This is a genomic window from Lentzea waywayandensis, assembly GCF_900115955.1.
Lineage (GTDB): Bacteria > Actinomycetota > Actinomycetes > Mycobacteriales > Pseudonocardiaceae > Lentzea > Lentzea waywayandensis.
Genome location: NZ_FOYL01000001.1, coordinates 960,366 through 978,508, shown reverse-complemented (window position 1 = coordinate 978,508; position 18,143 = coordinate 960,366). Strand labels below are relative to the sequence as shown.

The window sequence follows — 18,143 nt, the reverse complement described above, 5'->3', positions numbered from 1 at the left end:
ACCAGTGCGGGCTATGCGCAGTAGATGGCCATTTGTTGGGGGCGTATAAGGCGCGCTTATGCCTTGGCCGACGCGGAGATCAACGCGTCCACGGTCGCGCGCATGATCGGCAGCTTGATCAGGTCCGGCCACGTGTAGAGCGAGGTGAGCCGTTGCGCCGCCGACTCGACCTCGACCACGGTGAGACCGGGGTGCTTCAGGAACGACAACAGCAGCCTCGGCACCAGCGCGACGCCCAGACCTGCGGTGACGAGACTCTGGATGGCCAGGTTGTCGTCCGTGGAGCAGGTGATGTCCGGGACGAACCCGGCCGCCCCGCACGCCAGGTGCAACGCGCGCTGGCACCGCACACAACCGGCGATCCAGCGTTCCTCAGCCGCCTCGGACAACGACACGCGCTCGCGGCCGGCGAGCCGATGCCCCGAGGGCACGAGCAACGCGAGCGGTTCACGCAGCAACGGCACGCTCAGCATGCCGTTGACCGTGGCCTCGTCCTGCGGCTCGTCGAGGTAGCTGAAGCTCAGCACCACATCGACCTCACCGCGCCTCAGCAGCGCGAACGAGTCCGGCGGCTCCTCCTCGACGAGCTCGAGCCGGAGCTGAGGCCGTTCCTCGGCCAGGATCGCCGCCGCCGCGGGCACCAGCGAGACGTTGGCGCTGGGGAACGCGCAGATCCGGATCGTGCCGATGTCGTGCGTCGCGATCGCGCTGACCTGCTGGTGCGTCGTAGCCAGCTGGTCGAGCAGGTCCGATCCGCGCTCCGCCAGGATCCGCCCGGCCTCGGTGAGGTGCAGCCCGCGACCCGTCCGCACGAACAGCGGCCCGCCCACCTGCCGTTCCAGCGCACGCATCTGCTGGCTGACGGCGGGCTGGGTGCAGTGCAGCAGTCGAGCGGCGGCGCTGAACGATCCGGTTCTGGCTACCGTCGCGAAGACCTCGAGCTGGCGGGTGTCGAACATTCCCGAACGATAGGGCCTACTTCCCGGTGACGAGCGAGTCCAGCGTCGCGCCGTTGTGCTCGCCGCAGTGCCGCCGGGAGGCGTCGAGCGTCATCGGCTTGTTCGCCTCGTCGGGTCTGCCGACCTGCCCGAACAGCCGTCTGAGCAGCTCGACCTGTTCGTCGAGGCCCGCGCGGAGGAAGTCGCCGCAGCTGGACTTGACGGTGAGCCGGTCGTCCGACGGCATCAGGTCCACCGGCCCGAGCACGAACAGCAGCGCGAGGACGATCGCGAGCCCGAACCCGATGACCGCGCCGCTGGTCGAGCTCTTGCGCGGGGCCAGCCAGATCTCGGCCTGCTCCACGAACGGCTCGGCGGGCGACAGTTCGGTGTCGATCCAGAACTCGAGGCTGTCGCCGCCGGTCATGTCGAACTGGACGTGCCCGGCGGCGAGCATGATGCGCACTATCTGCCCGCGTTCGTAGGAACCCGTCCAGAACGGTTCCGGCCGCACGAGCACCAGCCGGTCGGGCAGCAGGAACACGACGTCGCGCTCACCCCTGGCGAGCCGTTCGGTCTGGCCGGGACCGACGACCGTGCCGGCCAGCCGGGCCATCACGAGGGCGTGTTCGTGCTCGTCGAGGGCCTCGGCGGCCGACGACCACAGATCGGGTTCCACGTCACTGCTATCGCTGCAGGCAGGGACGTTAGTTAGCCGTGGCCGCCGAGGTTCGTCCGAATGCCGTTCTAGAAGGTCAGCTTCCAGGAGTCGACGTAGCCGGTGTCCTGCGCCGCGACGTCCTTGACCTGCAGCTTCCAGGTGCCGTTCGCGACCTCGCTCGACGCGTTGACCTGGTAGGTCGCCACGACGTTGTCGGCACTGTCGTTGCTGCTCGAAGCCTTGAGCCGGTACGCCGTGCCGTCCGGGGCGATCAGGTCGATGACCAGGTCACCTCGGTAGGTGTGCACGATGTTGACGTCGACCTTCAACGTCGCCGGGGCGTTGCCGGTGACGCCCGAGACCGTGATCGAGCTCGTCACGGCCGCGCCGGCGTCCGGGATGGCCACGTCGGCGGTGTTCTCGAACGAGTTGCCGGGAGGCGTGCCGGTGCCGACCGCGGCCTGCGCGTCGACGCGGCCCTCGCCGAAGAAGTTGTTCTTCGCCGTGGTGCCGGCGCACCGGCTGTCGGAGCAGCTCAGGTCGTCCGCCTGGGTCGCCAGCAGCGTGCGCAGCTGGGCCGGGGTGGCGGTGGGGTTGGTGGACTTGAGCAGCGCGGCGACACCCGCGACGTGCGGGGAGGCCATCGACGTGCCGGACTTGGAGCCGTACTTGCCGCCGCGCGTCGTGGAGTAGACGTTGTCACCGGGCGCCGAGATGTGGATCTTGTCGGTGCCGAAGTTCGAGAAGATCGACTTGGCGTTGCTCGAGTTGATCGACGCGACGCTGACGACGCCGGAGACCTCGGTCGGGACGCTCAGACAGGCGTTGGTGATCGTGCGCGTCGCCGGAGTGGAGTCGTTGGGGCTGGTCGCGTCGCTGCTCTTGCTCGCGAGGTTGTAGTTCTCGTTGCCCGCCGCGGCGACGTTGAGCACACCCTTGCCCTCGGCGTAGGCCACCGCGCGCTTCACGCCTTCGAGGATCGCGTCCTGGTCGGCGTTGTCCGGGCAGTTGAACAACCACGGGTCGGTGTAGTAGCTGTTGTTGGTCACCTCGAAGCCGCGGTCACCGGAGAAGACCATGGCGCAGATGGTGTTCTCGGGGAAGAACAGCGACTCGTCGGCGCCGAACCTCTCGGCGACCCGCACGCCGGCGATCTTCACGCCGGGAGCGACACCGACCACGCCTCGCCCGTTCTTGGCCGCCGCGATCGTGCCGGCGACGTGTGTGCCGTGGCCGTCGATGTCACGCCACGAACCAGCGCGGGTGTCGAGCTTGCCGTAGGCACAGGACGCGGAGTTGGCGGCGTCGAAGTTCGCCTTGAGGTCGTCGTGCAGGTCGTCCACGCCAGTGTCGAGCACACCGACCGTGACGCTGGACGAGCCCTGGTTGACTGCCCACGCCTTGTCGGCGCCGATCTGAGCCATGTCCGTGCGCACCGGCTCACTGGTTGACGGAGCGCTTTGCGTCTGCGCAGGGTAAAGCGGCGGGTTCGCCGCCTCGGCGGGGATGTCGCTGGTGCGCGTGGCACCGACCTTCTGCACACCGCTGATGGCGCGCATCTTGGTGGCGAAGTCAGAGGCACCCGAGTGCGCGACGATGACACCGATGGCGTCGTAGCTCGTCCACACCGTGCCACCGTTGCTGCCCACCGCCGTCGCGGCACCGGCCGTGGCACCGGGCGCCGTGATGACCAGATAAGCACGCGTACCTGCGGCGGGTGCCGCCGCGGCGGGGGTGGCCGCCGTCAGCACACCGGCGCCCACGGCCGCGGCGATGACCGCGGTCCGCAGGCGTGATCGTGAACCCAGGAACACGATTCCTCCAACTCCTAAGCGGGCGTTGCCCGCGCACTTCGCGCGGGTGCAGGGGCCCGTCGAGTCATTAGAGGAGGTGGGACGGCATTCGGGACGCGGGGTTTCAGAAATGCCCCGTTCGGCTCACGACGAACGTCGCACGTCAGGCGTGTCGCGTGAACAGTCCGACGAAGTGGTTCATGTCGGCCTGCACGCACGCCTCGTCGGCGTGCTTGCCCGTGCAGCCCGGTGCCCACGTGCTGCCGTCGCCGTAGTCGGAGAAGTGGAACCCGATGCCCGCGGCGGTGAGGTTGGCGGCCGTGACCAGCGCCGTCTCCCTGGCCCGGTTCTCGAACACCGCCTGGATCGGGTTGACCGTCAGGTCGCCGCCGTTGCCCGTGTACAGCGCGACGCCCATGCCCCTCAACGACGTCACGTTGTGCGCCGGACTCTGCGCGTTCCAGATGCCGTCGAACGGCCAGATCGGCGGCCCGAAGATCGCGTCGGCGTTCACGGTCGGCGTGCCGCTCGCCGGGTTGACCAGGGTGGCCGTGATCGCCGCGCGCATCTCGGAGTTCCGCAGGTCGAGGCCACCGGAGAAGCTGCCGGCGTAGCCGAAGAGGTCGGGCCGGTGCTCGGCGTAGTGCAACGCCCCGAAGCCGCCCATCGAGTGCCCGACGATCGCGCGATCCGCCTTGGCCGCCTTCGTGCGCAGGTTGGCGTCGACGAACGGGATCACCTGCTCCAGGTGGAACGTCTCCCAGTTCTGCGGCCCCGCGGCACCGGGGTTGACCCAGTTCGAGTACCAGCCGCGGCCACTCCCGTTGGGCTGCACGGTGATCAGGTCCCTACCGGCCGTCGCCTTCTCGACCACCCGCTGGTTCCACTGCGCGTCGGGCCGGTCGGGGTGGCCGTGCAGGTAGTACTGGACCGGGTAGTTCCTGGTCGTCTCGCTGTAGTCGTCCGGCAGCGTGACGACGACGGCGTGCCTGCCGGGCTCCTGGCCGTCCAGGAGGGTCGGCGTCGGCACCTGGTCCGTGGACACGCTGAAGATGAAGGTGCGACGGTTCTCGTCGACCCAGCGCGGCTTGCTCGTGACGACCAGGCCGAATCCGTCGGTGAATTGCGGTGGTGCCGCCTCGGCGGCTTTCGCCTCAGGACTGGACAACGCCAGTGCGGCGGTCAGCGCGGCGAACAAGCACGTTCCGCGTTTTCGCGCGGTGCGAAATCGAATCGACATGGAATTCCCCCTCCGGTTTCCTTTCGAGCACGTCGATCATGGCGTTGTGCCTGCTCGGCGACCAGGCCAGGAACCGGCCATCGGTGGCCGGGTGGACACGTGGAGCCGCAATCCGGGACGCTGGCGGTGTGACCGAGCCGTCGAAGCAGTTCCCGATCCGGGCGACGACCTCGGGATTCGACTCGGTGCTGAAACTGGGTGCGGCACAACGGCGGGATACCGGCCTGGTGAATTCGCAGGCGCGGAAACTGGCGGAAACCATGCACCGCCGCTGCCGCAGGGAAGAGGAGAACCGCGGCCTGTACGACCCCGGCCCGCTGACCGTCCGGTGGCGGGCGCGGACCGGCCTCGGCTCCGGGAAGGAGGGGGACACGATCGCGGACGTCTACCGGAATCTCCCCGGCGAACGGCTGGTCGTGCTCGGCGAGCCCGGCTCCGGCAAGACGATGCTGGCGATCCGGTTCGTCCAGGAGTTCGTGCGGCACCGCGTCGCCTCCGACCCGGTCCCGGTGATCTTCAGCCTCGCCTCGTGGGACCCGGCGCGCCTCGGCCTGCGCGACTGGCTGGTCGAACGGTTGCTGCGCGACCACACGGGCATGGACGCGCAGGTTCCCGGCGGCGCGAGCCTCGCCGTCGAACTGGTCGAGGACGGCTGGATCCTGCCGGTGCTCGACGGCTTCGACGAGATCGCGTCCGGTCTGCACGACCGGGCGCTGGAGAAGCTGAGCTGCTCGAACCTGCCGTGCCTGCTGACCAGCAGGCTCGGCGAGTACGAGAACGCGAGCCGCCCGCTCGGCAGGTCGGCGGCCATCGAGTTGACCGGCGTCACCGCGGCCGACCTGTCCGCCTACCTGCCCGGCACGTGGGCGCCGGTGCTCGCGGAGATGGAGGCCCGTCCAGACGGCCGCCTCGCCAAGGTGTTGCGGACACCGCTGATGGCTTCCCTCGCGCGCAAGGTCCACAGCGGCGCCGAGAGCCCGTCCGCGTTGCTCGACGCCACGCGCTTCCCGGACGAAGCCGCCACCGAGGAACACCTGCTCGGCGCGTTCGTACCGGCCGCCTACCGCGACCACCGCCGGTGGGAGACCGACGACGCCCGCCGGTGGCTCGGGCACCTGGCCCGGCTCGGCACGCGGGATCTGGCGTGGTGGGAGCTCGGTGGCGCGATGAGCCGCCTCCGGCGCATCGCCTCCGTCGTGGTGGCGGTGTCACTGCTGACCGCGCTCTTCGACTGGATGATCTACCTGCCGGTGTACTCGGCCGAGACAGGCCTGGCGCGTGGCGTGCGCACGGCACTGTTCGAGGGCGTGTTCATGGGGTCCATGGTCGGCATCGTGTTCGGCCTGGTCTACGCCGTGATCACGGTCAGGGGACACGTCGTCAGGCCGTCGCGGGTGCGGCTGCGGTGGCGAGGCCCCCGCACCGGCCGGTCACTGCTCGGCTCGGTCACCATCGGCCTGACCGGAGGATTCGGGGCGGGAGCCGGGTACGGCGTCGCGACCACGTCACTGCGCACTCTCTTCGGCGAGCTGTTCGGTGCCATCCCCGACGAGGTGACCACGGCCGACCTGCTCGTCATGACGCTCGCCAACTCGATCATGTGGGGCCTGATCTTCGCCGTCGCGGGTGGCCTGGTGCTCGGCCTCGCCGCGGCCTTCGAGTCGCCGCTCGACATCAGCAGGGCCTTCGACCCCGTCGGCCTTCTGGCCGAGAACCGCGTGACCGCCCTGCGTCAGGCCGCGGCGCTGGTTCCCGCGGTCGCCCTCGCGTTCCTGCTCAGCAGCTACGTGGTCGTTCAGCTGATCGAGGTGGTGGTCGGCGTCCTGGACTGGCGGCCGCTCGCCCTTCTCGCGATCGGCGCCATCAGCGGCTGCGTCGCCGCGCTCGGCTACCTGGTCACGTTCACCGCGTGGGGCCAGTGGCTGATCCTGGCCCGCTTCTGGTGGCCGATGACCGGGCGGATGCCGTGGGCGATGGTCGCGTTCCTCGAGGACGCCTACGAGCTCGGCGTGCTGCGGCAGTCCGGCGCGAACTACCAGTTCCGCCACGAACGGCTGCGCGACCACCTAGCCCGTCACTAGCCCGCCGCAGCGCGATACGCCTCCAGCAGCAGGCCGTGGAAGTGGTGCACGCCGTGCTCGGCCAACCCGGTCCCGGCCGGGTCGTAGACGATCCGCCCCTGATCGAACGCGGGTGTGCGCATCCCGCGTTGGACGCTCTCCACGATGCCGATGTCCTGCTGCTGCAACACTTCGTCGATGTACCGGACGCCGTCCAGTTCCGCGGCGGTCAGGTCGGTGGTCTCGAAGTAGAAGTCCCACGTCTCGCGCGTGCGTTCCGGGCCGTCCGGAAGGATGTGCAGCACCATGAAGTTGGACCTGCCGGGGTAGCGCAGCAGGCACGTGTTGGGCCACAGCCACCACACGGCGTGCTGGTTGACCGTCGCGCCGGAGACGTCGTACGCGCTGTTCGCCTGCTTGGAGGCTTTGGTTCAGGCCTTGAGGGCGGTGGGCAGGCGTTCGAAGCCGCGCAGGATGCGGGTCGGCCGGCGGCGTGCGCCCGGCAGCGGGGCGAGACCGGGGAAGCGGTCGAAGATCGTGCGCAGGCCGATCTCGCCCTCCATGCGCGCGAGCTGGGCGCCGAGGCAGTAGTGGCGGCCGGCGCCGAACGACACGTGGTCGCGGGCGTTCGGGCGGCTGACGTCGAACGCCGCCGGGTTCTCGAAGACGGACGGGTCGCGGTTGGCTCCGGCGAGCACGGTCGTGATGATCTGGCCTCGTCGCACGGGGATGCCGGCGACCGTCGTGTCGCGGGCGCACATGCGGCCGGTCAGCAGCACCGGCGGGTCGTGGCGCAACACCTCGTCGACGGCGTTGCCCCACAGTTCCGGGTGTGCGCGAAGGGTTTCGAGCTGCGCCGGATGCCGGCAGAGCAACGAGATCCCGTTGCCGAGGAGGTTCACGGTGGTCTCGAAACCGGCGGCCAGCACGAGGCCCGCGGTGGCCTTCAGTTCGCGTTCGGTGAGGCCCACACCGTCCTCGCGGGCGGTGATCAGGCGGCTGAGCAGGTTGTCGCCGGGGTCGGCGCGCAGGGCGTCGAGGTGGCGGGAGAGCCAGGCGTCGAACGTGTTCAGGCCGGTCTCGACGTCGCGGAACACGCGCCACGACAGGCCGAGGTCCAGACTCGGCGCGGCGGCCGCGCCCAACGCGAGGACGGTCGCGCGTTCCTGTGGTGGCACGCCGAGGATCTCGCTGATCACGGTGACCGGCAGCAGGCCGCAGTAGGTCTCGATCAGGTCGACCGGGTTGGCCGGGTCGAGGTCGTCGAGCAGGTCGTCGGCGATCTGCTGGGTGCGGACGCGCAGCTGTTCGACGGCGCGGGCGGTGAAGACGCGGGTGACGAGCTTGCGGTACCGGGTGTGCGCGGGCGGTTCGACGGCCAGCAGCGACGGCGGTTGGACGGGGTGCATCACGTCGGTGGCGGACCACGCGGCGAGCTTGCCGAGGATGCCGGCGCCGAAGCGCGGGCGGGCCGTCACGAACGCGTCGTCGGACAGGATCGCCTTGACGACCTCGTGCCGTGTGGTCGTGTGGCCGATCTTGGTGGCGGCGAGCGGGCCTTGGGCGCGGATCTCGTCGAACAGGTCCGTCAGGTCGGCGCCGGTGGAGGCCTCGACGGTGATGCGGCCCTGGAGGTCGCCGCGGCGGGCGGCCAGGCGCAGCACGGCACGAGGCAGGGCGTGGCCGATGCTCCAGCGCACCGCCGGCTTGACGTGCTCCTCAGCCAGGCTCGTCACGGTTCGCAGCGTGCCCAGTACGCCGCTGCGAGTCAAGGTCTCGGCCATCCGGCGGAACCGGAAGTCCACTTGGGACGACGCGCTAGGGTGCCGCGCCATGGAGATCCGGGCGCTGCTCGACCGCATGGACGACGACCGCTTCAAGAGCGAGGCCGAGGACTTCGTGCGCGAGCAGGGGATCACGACGTTCGACGGGCTCATCGAGCTGATCACCACCTCCCAGGACGGTCAGGTCGTGCGGCAGGGCTACCGGGTGTTCTCGCTGGTGAAGGCAGGAGACGAGATCTACCTCGGCCTGCTGCGGCACCCGCACCACGGGATCCGCCGGGCGGCCGCGAGCATGTTCCGCGGCGAGACGGCGCTCCAGCACGCCGCGCGACTGCTGCCCGTGCTCGCGGACGAGGACTACTACGTGCAACGGGAAGCGTTGTGGGCGTTCGGGACCATGGGGCCGGACGTGTTGCCGTTGCTGCAAGAGACCCGCCGCACGGCCAAGGGTGCGTTGCGCAGGGGCGCGTTGATCGGCATCGCGGAGGTCGGCGGACCCGACGCGTTCACGCCGGAGGACCGCGAGGTGGTCGACCGGTTCGTCCAGTTCAAGCTCGAAGACGACATGTACAGCATCGACGAGATGCACCTCTGCGGCGGCTGGTACGCGATCAAGACCGAGAACCAGGCGGCCGTTCTCGAGGTCTGCGGGCTGCGGGATCCGGTGCCGGTGACCAAGGTGCTGGGCGCCGAGGCCTGGAACAACGACCACCACGCGTGGTCCAAGGACGACGAGCACGTCCGGTGCGCCAGGGTGTACGTCACGGGCTCGTGGGACGGCTGGACGCTGGTGTTCGGCGAGCCGTTCGAGCACGCGACCCGTCCGGTGACGGAGATCTGCGCGGTGCTGAGCGGGGTGTTCGGCGAGGCGCACTACTACGGCATGAGTTGCGGCGACGGCTGGACGGCGTGGTGCGTCGCGGAGCAGGGCGAGATCGTCCGCTACTACGACGCGTTCAAGGCGGAGGACCAGATCGGTGAGCTCGACGTCGAGGACGGCTGGGGCCTGCCGCACGACACCAGCGACGAGAACGACGACCTCGAGGACATCTGGGCCACCGACGTCGCCGAGGAGCTGTCGGTCAACCCGCGCTACTTCGAGGGCGACGTCGAGGGGTACGGGGTGCTCGCGCTGACCGAGTGCGGCCGCACCCACGGCTCTCCCAAGGGCTACCTGAGGGTCGTCAGCTGAAGTCAGGCCTGGATGACGGGCACCTCCAACGCGCGCACGGTCTCGTTGTCCGCGTCCGTGATCACGCCGGCGACCTCGGCGAACGGCAGCACGGAGAACCGCGACGCCGTGCCGATCTTCTCCGAACTGGCCAGCACGTAGGTGTCCGCGGCCTGATGGGCGAGCGCGCGCTTCATCGCGGCCTCGTCCGCGTCACCAGTCGTGAGGCCCGTTTCGGGATGTACGCCCGTGACGCCGAGGAAGAAGAGATCCGCGTGCACGTTCCGTGCGGCCTCCACGGCCGCGGCACCGCACGCGACCATCGAGTGCTTGAAGAGCCTTCCGCCGATGACGTAGACCTCCACGTCCTGGTGCTCTTCCAACGCGCTCGCGATCGTCGGACTGTGCGTGACGACCGTGGCGTGCAGATCGAGCGGTAGCGCGCGCACGACGGCGAGGGTGGTCGTGCCGCCGTCGAGGATCACGGTGCTGCCGGGTTCGATCAACGCGGCTGCCGCCCGTGCGACCCGTTGCTTGCCATCGACCTGCACGCCCTGACGTGTGGCGTAGTCCGCGATGGCGGGGGATACGGGCAGTGCGCCGCCGTACACACGTTGGCAGAGCCCCGCCGCCGCCATGTCGCGCAGGTCGCGGCGGATCGTGTCCTCGGAGATGCCGACTTCGGCGGCGAGGTCCTTGGCGACGATCCGGCCGTCGGTGCGCAGTCGTTCGAGCAGCAGGTCACGGCGTTGGGCAGCCAACATGCACGTTTCTCCTTGTTTTTGCCGAGTCTTGCACATTATGGTCGGTCGCATGCTGATTCTGATCGCAGGGCCCTACCGATCGGGCACCGGGGACGACCCCGCGCTCATGGCGCGCAACCTCGAACGGCTGGAGGAGGCGGCGTGGCCGATCTTCCGCAGCGGGCACGTGCCGATGATCGGCGAGTGGGTCGCGCTGCCCGTGCTGCGCGGCGCCGGGGGAAGCTCGCCGACCGACCCGATCGCCTCGGAGATCATGTACCCGACCGCGCAACGCCTGCTGGAACGCTGCGAGGCGGTGCTGCGGCTGCCCGGCGAGTCGACCGGCGCGGACGAGGACGTGCGGATCGCACGCGAGCGTGGACTGCCGGTCTACCACCGGGTCGAGGACATCCCGGGCTACCGCGCGGCCTAGCCCGGATCCCGGCCGCGACGCCGATCTGCTCGCCGTGGCAGGCGATCCGTTGCGGGACCTCAGCGCGTTGCCCGACGTGCGTGGTCTAACCGCGCGCGGCGGCGACGAACTCGCGCATCCGGCCGTGGTCCTTGACGCCACGGCTCGACTCGATGCCGCTGGACACGTCGACACCCCACGGCCGCGCGACGCTGATCGCCCCCGCGACCGTCTCCGGCGACAACCCGCCCGCCAGCAGCCACTGTCCGGTCGGCGGGTTGTCGGCGAGCCGCGTGATGTCCCACTGCTCGCCAGATCCGGCGACGGGGGAGTCGATGAGCAGCAGTTCTTCGCCGAACGCGCCGGTGCGCACGTCGGTGTCCGGTCCGAGCGCCGTCGCCCGGACCAGTCCGAACGGCAGGTCCGCCAACTCGTCGAAGGCCTCACGCGGGTAGTCGCCGTGCAGCTGCAACGCGCGCACGCCCGTCTTCAGCGCCAGCTCACCGGCTTCGGCAGCGCCGATCCCGCGCACCACAGCGACGGTCAGGACCCCAGTGGGCACCTCCGCCACGAGCCGGGACGCCAGGTCGACGTCGATCTGGCGGGGACTGCTCGTCAGCACGAAACCGACGGCGTCAGCCCCGGCCTCGACCGCCACGGCGACATCGGACTCGGTGCGCAGACCACAAAGCTTCACGAACACACCACTGATCCTAAAGATGTGTCCACGGACGCACTGTCACGCAGCTAACAGTCACAAGCAGAAGCGCTGCCCGGTCCTACTTAATGGAAGAGACGGGCAACGGAGGCCGCGATGACTGAACAGCAGGTCGCAACGTCAGTGCTGGTGATCGGAAGCGGGGGCGCGGGACTGCGCGCCGCCATCGAACTGGCCGAACGCGGAGTCGACGTACTGGTCGTCGGCAAGCGCCCCAAAGCGGACGCGCACACCGCCCTCGCCGCCGGCGGCATCAACGCGGCGCTGGCGACGATGGACCCCGCCGACACCTGGCAGCAGCACGCGGCGGACACCATCAAGGAGAGCTACCTCCTGGCCAACCCGGAGATCGTGCGGGTCGTGGCCGAGCAGGCCTCGCGCGGCATCGCGGACCTCGAACGCTGGGGCATGCCGTTCGCGCGGGAGACCGACGGGCGCATCTCGCAACGGTTCTTCGGCGCGCACACGTTCCGCCGCACGTCGTTCGCCGGCGACTACACCGGGCTGGAGATCCAGCGCACGCTCGTGAACCGGGCCACGCAGCTCAACGTCCCGATCCACGACTCCTGTTACATCACGCGGATCCTGGTGCGAGACAACGTGGTGTTCGGCGCGTACGGGTTCGACCTGAACACCGGCAGGCGGTACGTGTTCCACGCGGACGTCGTCATCCTCGCGGCGGGCGGCCACACCCGGATCTGGCGCCGCACGTCGAGCCGCCGCGACGAGAACACCGGCGACTCGTTCCGCCTGGCCGTGCTCGCGGGTGGCCGGATCCGCGACCCCGAACTGGTGCAGTTCCACCCGTCCGGCCTGCTCGAACCGGAGAACGCCGCCGGCACGCTGGTGTCGGAGGCGGCCCGCGGTGAGGGCGGCATCCTGACGAACGCCTCGGGCGAACGCTTCATGGCCCGCTACGACCCGCGGCGCATGGAACTGTCCACCCGCGACAGGGTGGCGCTCGCCGCGTACACCGAGATCAAGGAAGGCCGCGGCACCCCGAACGGCGGCGTGTGGCTGGACGTGTCGCACCTGCCGCGCGAGCAGATCATGCAACGGCTGCCCAGGGTGTACCAGACGCTGCTGGAACTGCAGATGAAGGACATCACGCAGGAGGCCGTGGAGATCGCCCCGACCGCGCACTACTCGATGGGCGGCGTGTGGGTGTCACCCGCGGACCACTCGACAGGGGTCGACGGCCTGTACGCGATCGGGGAGGCGTCCAGCGGTCTGCACGGCGCGAACCGGCTCGGCGGCAACTCGCTGATCGAGCTCCTGGTGTACGGCAGGATCGTCGGCGAGGCGGCGGCCGAGTACTCGGCTTCCCTGAGCGCACAACAGCGTTCGCACACCGCGCTCGGCGAAGCACGGTCCGAAGTGGACGGACTGCTCGCCGCCGACGGGCCGGAGAACGTCCGCGCCCTGCAACGAGCGCTGCGCAACACGATGACCGAGCACGCGGGCGTCGTCCGCGACGAAGCCGGACTGCGCAAGGGACTCGCGGAACTGGACCAGCTGGAGGAACGCATCCGCGACGTCGGCGTGCACCCCGACCTCGCCGGCTTCCAGGACCTCGCGCACGCCTTCGACCTGAAGGCGTCGGCACTCTCGGCCCGCGCGACCCTGGAGTGCGCTCTCGAACGCCGGGAGACCCGCGGGTGCCACAATCGCTCGGACTTCCCGGAGACCGACCCCGCGCAGCAGGTGAACCTCGTCTGGGCGGGCCCCGGCCGGGTCGATCGCGAGGAGATCCCTCCGGTGCCGGACGAGATCACGTCGCTCATGAGGGACGTCGACACCGCGGGCAAGCTGGTCGAGTGAGAACGAGGGGCGGGGAGCGATCCCCGCCCCTCGCGCTCGTCACGGCAGCCGCAACGCCGTGGTGAAAAGGAAGACGCTGTCCTCCAGAGCTTCCACCCGATGCCGCCTCTCCGGCATCGTCAGCAGATCGCCCGGCAACGCCTCCCACGACCGCGGCCCGGCCACCAGGCGCACGCGGCCGAGCAGCACCTGCACGGTCACCTCGCCGGGATGTTCGTGCTCGTGCATGTGCTCACCCGCGCGCAACGCCATCACGGTCTGCCGCAGCGCCCGCTCGTGTCCACCGTGGACAGTCGCGGCACTCCGGCCGCTCGACGCCTCGCGTGCCAGCTCAAGATGGTTGCGCGCCAACGTGCCCAGTGACGTCTTCACGGCCGCGGCGCCCTGAGGTGCCTGCGCGCCTCGAGTTCGTCCGCCTCCACGACGGTCAGCATCGGCTGGCCGGGCGCGCAGAACATCGTGACGACGAAAGCGGACTCCTCGTCGGCCAGGTGGTTGCCGTCCTGGTAGTGGATGACGTCGCCGCCGGGCTCCCAGAACGTCCCGCCCGCGCGGACGACCCGTTCCGGCTCGCCTTCGAGCTCGAACGTGATGGCGCCCTTGATCACGTAGCCGTACGCGGGGCCGGAATGGCGGTGCGGTGGCGCTCCCGGACTCGACGGCGGCAGCGTCACGAGGATCGTCATGGCCTCGGCTCCGTCCGGGATCTGGGGCGCTCCCGGCACGGTGCCGATGACCTCGATCTTCGGCGGCGGGCCGCTCTTGTCGGGGTTGTCCAGCTGGTGCGTGTGCTCGTGGCTCATGCCTTGCGCTCCTTCAGTTCCTCGGCGTTCACGAACGTCAGCACCGGCGCGCCCGGTTCGCAGATCATGGTCGCGATCAGTGCCGACTCCTCGTCGGCCAGCAGGTTCGCGCCCTTGAGGTGGATGACGTCGCCACCGGGCTCGAAGAACGCCTCGCCGGCCTTGATCACCCGCTCCGGCACGCCTTCCAGCTCGAACGAGATGGCGCCCTTCACGACGTAGCCGTAGATGGGGCCTGGATGCCGGTGTGGCGGCGCACCGGGGCTGCCGGGCGGGAGGGTGACCAGGATCGTGCGTCCCACGAGGCCTGGCGGCACAGGCGCGGTGGCGGGTGTCTCGGCGAGGATCTCTACCTGCGGATGGTGGTCCATGTCAGAAAAGACCACGCAGCACGCCGATTTGTGACAACGTCGGATTCCCGTCGAGAGGAAGATCGTTGTCCGTCGAGAACTGGCCGGAGTCGGTCGCCGGCTGGGAGCTGTACCGGCACGGCCGCGAGGAGAACTACCGCAAGCGCATGGCCAACGGCCTCACGGTCTTCGCGACGTGGGACGGTGAGCGGCGCAGCGGCGTCGTCGAGGCGCGGGTGGACCCCACCGGCATCGGCCGCACGATCGCGAGCAGCCGCAAGGAGTTCCGCGACAAGGACGCGTTCTTCACCGCCGCCCGGCTCGTCGTCGACATGGCCGCCAACCTGCCGTCGTTGCGGATGGGCCGGCAGAGTCCCGCCGATCCTCTGCCCGCGAGCGAGGTGGCCGGTCACGCCGAGGCGATCCCCGGCTCCGGCGACGTCCCGGAGGCCGAGCTGACCTTCACGCTGACCGACGGGCGCTCGATCACGCTGATCATGACCGAGCAGCAGACGGACGGCCTGATCTCCAGCATCCACTCGATCAGCAAGCACGTCTGGTCGGAGTACCACGCCGACGAGGACGACGACCCCGCCGGGGACAGCGATCCCGTCGAGTCCACTGAGGATGTCGAGGACGCCGAGGTGCCGGACGTCAGCCGGGTCGACGCGGGCCCGGACACCGGCCACGAGCTCCTGACGGTGCTGGAGCAGCGGTTCGGGGTCGGCGAGGACTACCTGCTCGCGTGCGTGGACTGGTCCGCCGTGGTCGTCGTCGGCGAGCCCGCGGTGAGCACCCTGATCGAACGGGCGGAGGAACTGACCGAGGCCATCGCGCCGGGGTGGTTCCCCGGCACGATGGAGCGGCCCGGTGAGGTCTGGGTGGTCCTGCACCGGGCGTTCGCGCGCTGAGGTCAGGAAGCGAGCCCCAGGCCCGCCACCACCTTCGTCCTCACCGAGGTGGTGCCGATGACCTGGCCCTGCTTCAGGCCCCACGCGTCCTTCGCCAGCACCGTGCGGGACCCGAGGTACTCGCCGGTCGCCTGGTCGATGACGATCTGCTCGGTCGTCTCGTTCTCGGTGACGCCGAGCGCGGTGCCGCTGCGACTGTCGATCACGGCCGCCTCCTCGACGATCTCCAGCTTCGGCAGGTAGGTCAGAGCCTTGTAGACCGAAGCCCGCACCTGTGCCGGGTACACACCGGTGTCCAGGCCGTCGTTGATCATCTGCAGGAAGGTCAGGCCTTCGTCGCCCGCCACCTCGTCGCGGAGCTTTCCGTACAGCTCACGCGGGTCGAGGGGAAGAGAGGCGAGGTACTCGGGCGACGGGTCGCGGAAGCTGGACTTGATCTTGTCGTGCAACGCGGGCCCGCCGACGGAGGTGTACTCGCCGTCGGTGTGCAGGTTCTCGGGCACGTCCCGCGCGTTGTCCTTCTCCGACCCGATCAGCCACTGCCTCTCACCGGTCTTGTTCTGCCGGTAGAGCCATGTGCCCGTGCGGTCGGCCGGGATCCACGTCTGCAACGTCTGGTCCTGCAGGTACATCCACCTGTGCCCGGCGTCGGACACCGACCAGCGGGCGTACTCCAGCACCTGGAGGGCCTGGCCCGGCTGGAGCTTCGCGTCACCGGTGTGCGTCGCGGCCTGGTGGAGCAGTTCGGCCGCGGCGGCGCTGCCCACGCTCGGGCCCGTGTCGCGCGACATCAGCGACGGGGCGACCAGGGCGGCGCCCGCGATCACGACCATCGCGGCGGCCGCGGCCACCACCGGGATGCGGCGCCGGCGCCGAGGTGCCAGTGCGACGACCTTGCCGGACTCCTCGGCGTCGATGCGCGCCAGCAGGGCGGCACGGCCGCGGTCGAACGCCTCGTCGCTCATCGGGGCGACGTCCGACATCGCCCACTTGACCGTCTCGTCCTCGACCTGACGAGTCACGTCACGCATCGTCGTCACCCTCCTGTCCGTTGATCTTCGCCCGCAGCTTGGCCCGCGCCCGGAACAACCGGGTCCGCACCGTCGCCACCGGCGTCTCGGTCACCTCGGCGACCTCGGCCGCGCTCAGATCGGCCCACGCCACCATCAGCAGCACGTCCCGTTCCTCCGGCCGCAGGTCCGCGAGCGTCTCGCCCAGGTCGCTCATCAGCGACTTGGCGTCCACCGCCGACGCCGTGCGGTCGTCGACGTGGTCGGCCACCGCGCGCCTGCCGTGGTCGCGCGCCCAGGCCCGCAGGCGCCTGCCCTCGGAGCGCACGTGCTGGCGCAGCAGGTTCGTCCCGATCCCGAACAGCCACGCCTTGACGCTCGCGCGGGCCGGGTCGAAGCTCGCACGGCGTTCCCAGGCGATGAGGAACGCCTCGGACACCAGGTCGTCCGCGATCGTGGCGTCCACCCGCAGCGCCAGATAGCGGTGCAGATCGCGGGCGTGCCGGTCGTACAGCTCGACCCAGGCGTCCCTGTCCAGAGGCTTCGTCACCCCCGGCCCTCCTGTTCGCGCCGGCGGCGCAGTCTCGGTGCTCACGGAAACTATTGGCCGATGGGTGCCGGCGCATTCCCGGCCGGACGGTGTGACCTGCCTCGCCTGATCATCGGCAGCTCGACGAACCGGTAGGTCAGATCGGCGATCCCGATCGCCACCAACGACGTCGACACTGCCACGACCAGGCCTGATGCGCCCGTGAGCAGCACGATCGAGTGTGCGATCGACTGCACCAGGTAGATCGAGTACGACCGCTCGCCGAGCCACACCATCGGGCGAGCCGACAGCAGCCGTCGCACCCGTCCCGGTGCCAGCAGCGCGGGCAGCGTCAGCCCCACGGCGACCGCGTAGATCGGCACCACCGACACGAAACCGGGGATCGCGCCGTCCAGCGCGCCGGAGATGAGCGGAACCGACAGGTGCACGCCGAGGAACAGCAAGATCACCCAGGGCGTCATGAACGGCCTGATCACCGCGAACCCCCGTTTGTCGTTCATCAGCAACGCCAGCGCACAGCCGACCAGCACCGTGAAGTAGTGCACCGACCAGCCCTTGGGGTCCGATGACACGGTGAACGGCACCACGGCCAACGCGAGCGCCATCAACCCGATGGTCACCGCCGGACGCCACCGGGGCAGCAGCGCGAACGCCAGCAACGGCCACACGAGGTAGAACTTCTGTTCCACGCCAAGGGACCACGACTGCCCGTAGGCGCCGCCGTGCCCGAACTCGTTGAGGAACGTCAGGTACAGCGGGAAGTCACGGCCGAGCGGGTTCTGCCAGAACTGTCCGGCGACCAGCAGGCCCGCCGCCGTGACGAGCAGGACCACGAAGTAGACCGGCAGGATGCGGAACGCCCTGCGGCGGTAGAACTCCTTGAGATCGATGCGACCGTTGCGGGCGTGTTCGCGCAGCAGCAACGTGGTGATCAGGAACCCGGACAGCACGAAGAAGATCTGGACCCCGAGCCATCCCTGCAGGAAGCCTGGCCCGCCGTAGTGGAAGAACACGACCATCAGCGCGGCGATGGCACGCACGCCGTCCAGCGCGGGAAAGCGCTTCAGCGCAAGGAACTGCTCGTGGGTCATGTTCCTTCTTGGCCGATGAGCCTCCGAGCGTTCCCATGAGGACTGTCACATTCCCTTTGCCGAAACGCAGATCCGCGATCCGGCCAA

Annotated in this window: 19 protein-coding genes; 5 read left to right on the top strand and 14 right to left on the bottom strand. The window is 69.7% G+C overall.

Translation table 11 applies throughout. The features are described 5' to 3' along the window. Positions 1 to 56 precede the first annotated feature (56 nt). From BM417_RS04115 to BM417_RS04100, 4 genes are all read right to left on the bottom strand, one after another. On the bottom strand, positions 57 to 959 hold the full coding sequence (locus BM417_RS04115) for a LysR family transcriptional regulator (protein WP_093588337.1): 903 nt from the start codon (positions 957 to 959) through the stop codon (positions 57 to 59). Between the two features lie 16 nt (positions 960 to 975). Beyond that, entirely contained in the window at positions 976 to 1,617 is a 642-nt protein-coding gene (locus BM417_RS04110) for a hypothetical protein (RefSeq protein WP_093588336.1), read from the bottom strand. Between the two features lie 68 nt (positions 1,618 to 1,685). Beyond that, positions 1,686 to 3,413 carry a S8 family peptidase gene (locus BM417_RS04105; protein WP_245821681.1) on the bottom strand — a complete coding sequence of 576 codons (1,728 nt, stop codon included), beginning with the start codon at positions 3,411 to 3,413 and terminating at the stop codon, positions 1,686 to 1,688. A 142-nt stretch (positions 3,414 to 3,555) separates the two neighbouring features. Then, entirely contained in the window at positions 3,556 to 4,632 is a 1,077-nt protein-coding gene (locus tag BM417_RS04100) for an alpha/beta hydrolase (RefSeq protein WP_093588334.1), read from the bottom strand. Between the two features lie 128 nt (positions 4,633 to 4,760). On the opposite strand from BM417_RS04100, the gene BM417_RS04095 reads away from it, so the two are divergent. After that, positions 4,761 to 6,713 carry an NACHT domain-containing protein gene (locus BM417_RS04095; protein ID WP_177320265.1) on the top strand — a complete coding sequence of 651 codons (1,953 nt, stop codon included), beginning with the start codon at positions 4,761 to 4,763 and terminating at the stop codon, positions 6,711 to 6,713. On the opposite strand, the gene BM417_RS04090 is transcribed toward BM417_RS04095, so the two are convergent. Then, positions 6,710 to 7,057 carry an SRPBCC family protein gene (locus BM417_RS04090; protein ID WP_093588332.1) on the bottom strand — a complete coding sequence of 116 codons (348 nt, stop codon included), beginning with the start codon at positions 7,055 to 7,057 and terminating at the stop codon, positions 6,710 to 6,712. The two genes, BM417_RS04095 and BM417_RS04090, sit on opposite strands and share 4 nt — an antisense overlap. A 66-nt stretch (positions 7,058 to 7,123) precedes the next feature. Further along, positions 7,124 to 8,476 carry a cytochrome P450 gene (locus tag BM417_RS04085; protein WP_093588600.1) on the bottom strand — a complete coding sequence of 451 codons (1,353 nt, stop codon included), beginning with the start codon at positions 8,474 to 8,476 and terminating at the stop codon, positions 7,124 to 7,126. Between the two features lie 49 nt (positions 8,477 to 8,525). On the opposite strand from BM417_RS04085, the gene BM417_RS04080 reads away from it, so the two are divergent. Then, a complete protein-coding gene (locus BM417_RS04080) occupies positions 8,526 to 9,668 on the top strand; it encodes a HEAT repeat domain-containing protein (protein ID WP_245821677.1) in 1,143 nt (380 codons plus the stop codon). A gap of 2 nt (positions 9,669 to 9,670) precedes the next feature. Here BM417_RS04080 and BM417_RS04075 read toward each other — a convergent pair whose 3' ends face one another. After that, entirely contained in the window at positions 9,671 to 10,411 is a 741-nt protein-coding gene (locus BM417_RS04075; protein ID WP_093588331.1) for a DeoR/GlpR family DNA-binding transcription regulator, read from the bottom strand. 49 nt (positions 10,412 to 10,460) lie between these two features. Here BM417_RS04075 and BM417_RS04070 point away from each other — a divergent pair, with 49 nt between their 5' ends. After that, complete coding sequence (locus BM417_RS04070; protein WP_177320264.1) at positions 10,461 to 10,823, top strand: DUF4406 domain-containing protein; 363 nt, start codon at positions 10,461 to 10,463, stop codon at positions 10,821 to 10,823. Positions 10,824 to 10,908: 85 nt separating this feature from the next. Here BM417_RS04070 and BM417_RS04065 read toward each other — a convergent pair whose 3' ends face one another. Beyond that, the gene (locus BM417_RS04065; RefSeq protein ID WP_093588330.1) at positions 10,909 to 11,505 is read right to left on the bottom strand and encodes a phosphoribosylanthranilate isomerase; all 597 of its coding nucleotides are present in this window, start codon (positions 11,503 to 11,505) and stop codon (positions 10,909 to 10,911) included. A gap of 111 nt (positions 11,506 to 11,616) precedes the next feature. On the opposite strand from BM417_RS04065, the gene BM417_RS04060 reads away from it, so the two are divergent. Next, complete coding sequence (locus tag BM417_RS04060; protein WP_093588329.1) at positions 11,617 to 13,341, top strand: L-aspartate oxidase; 1,725 nt, start codon at positions 11,617 to 11,619, stop codon at positions 13,339 to 13,341. A gap of 39 nt (positions 13,342 to 13,380) precedes the next feature. Here BM417_RS04060 and BM417_RS04055 read toward each other — a convergent pair whose 3' ends face one another. The 3 genes from BM417_RS04055 to BM417_RS04045 are packed head-to-tail and all read right to left on the bottom strand — an operon-like array spanning position 13,381 to position 14,515. Further along, positions 13,381 to 13,713 carry a cupin domain-containing protein gene (locus BM417_RS04055; RefSeq protein ID WP_093588328.1) on the bottom strand — a complete coding sequence of 111 codons (333 nt, stop codon included), beginning with the start codon at positions 13,711 to 13,713 and terminating at the stop codon, positions 13,381 to 13,383. After that, a complete protein-coding gene (locus BM417_RS04050; protein ID WP_093588327.1) occupies positions 13,710 to 14,144 on the bottom strand; it encodes a cupin domain-containing protein in 435 nt (144 codons plus the stop codon). The genes BM417_RS04055 and BM417_RS04050 overlap by 4 nt, the downstream gene beginning before the upstream one ends. After that, positions 14,141 to 14,515, bottom strand: a complete 375-nt coding sequence (locus BM417_RS04045; RefSeq protein WP_093588326.1) for a cupin domain-containing protein — start codon at positions 14,513 to 14,515, stop codon at positions 14,141 to 14,143. Before BM417_RS04045 ends, BM417_RS04050 begins: the two co-directional genes overlap by 4 nt. Positions 14,516 to 14,580: 65 nt before the next feature. On the opposite strand from BM417_RS04045, the gene BM417_RS04040 reads away from it, so the two are divergent. Beyond that, the gene (locus tag BM417_RS04040) at positions 14,581 to 15,405 is read left to right on the top strand and encodes a hypothetical protein (protein WP_093588325.1); all 825 of its coding nucleotides are present in this window, start codon (positions 14,581 to 14,583) and stop codon (positions 15,403 to 15,405) included. A 2-nt stretch (positions 15,406 to 15,407) separates the two neighbouring features. Here the strand turns inward: BM417_RS04040 and BM417_RS04035 are convergent, their stop codons facing one another. Genes BM417_RS04035 through BM417_RS04025 form a run of 3 tightly spaced genes read right to left on the bottom strand, consistent with a single transcriptional unit; the run spans position 15,408 to position 18,056 of the window. Continuing rightward, positions 15,408 to 16,436 carry a hypothetical protein gene (locus BM417_RS04035; protein WP_143138489.1) on the bottom strand — a complete coding sequence of 343 codons (1,029 nt, stop codon included), beginning with the start codon at positions 16,434 to 16,436 and terminating at the stop codon, positions 15,408 to 15,410. Then, positions 16,429 to 16,965, bottom strand: a complete 537-nt coding sequence (locus BM417_RS04030; protein WP_177320263.1) for an RNA polymerase sigma factor — start codon at positions 16,963 to 16,965, stop codon at positions 16,429 to 16,431. The genes BM417_RS04035 and BM417_RS04030 overlap by 8 nt, the downstream gene beginning before the upstream one ends. A gap of 50 nt (positions 16,966 to 17,015) precedes the next feature. Next, on the bottom strand, positions 17,016 to 18,056 hold the full coding sequence (locus tag BM417_RS04025; protein WP_093588322.1) for an acyltransferase family protein: 1,041 nt from the start codon (positions 18,054 to 18,056) through the stop codon (positions 17,016 to 17,018). Between the last annotated feature and the right edge of the window lie 87 nt (positions 18,057 to 18,143).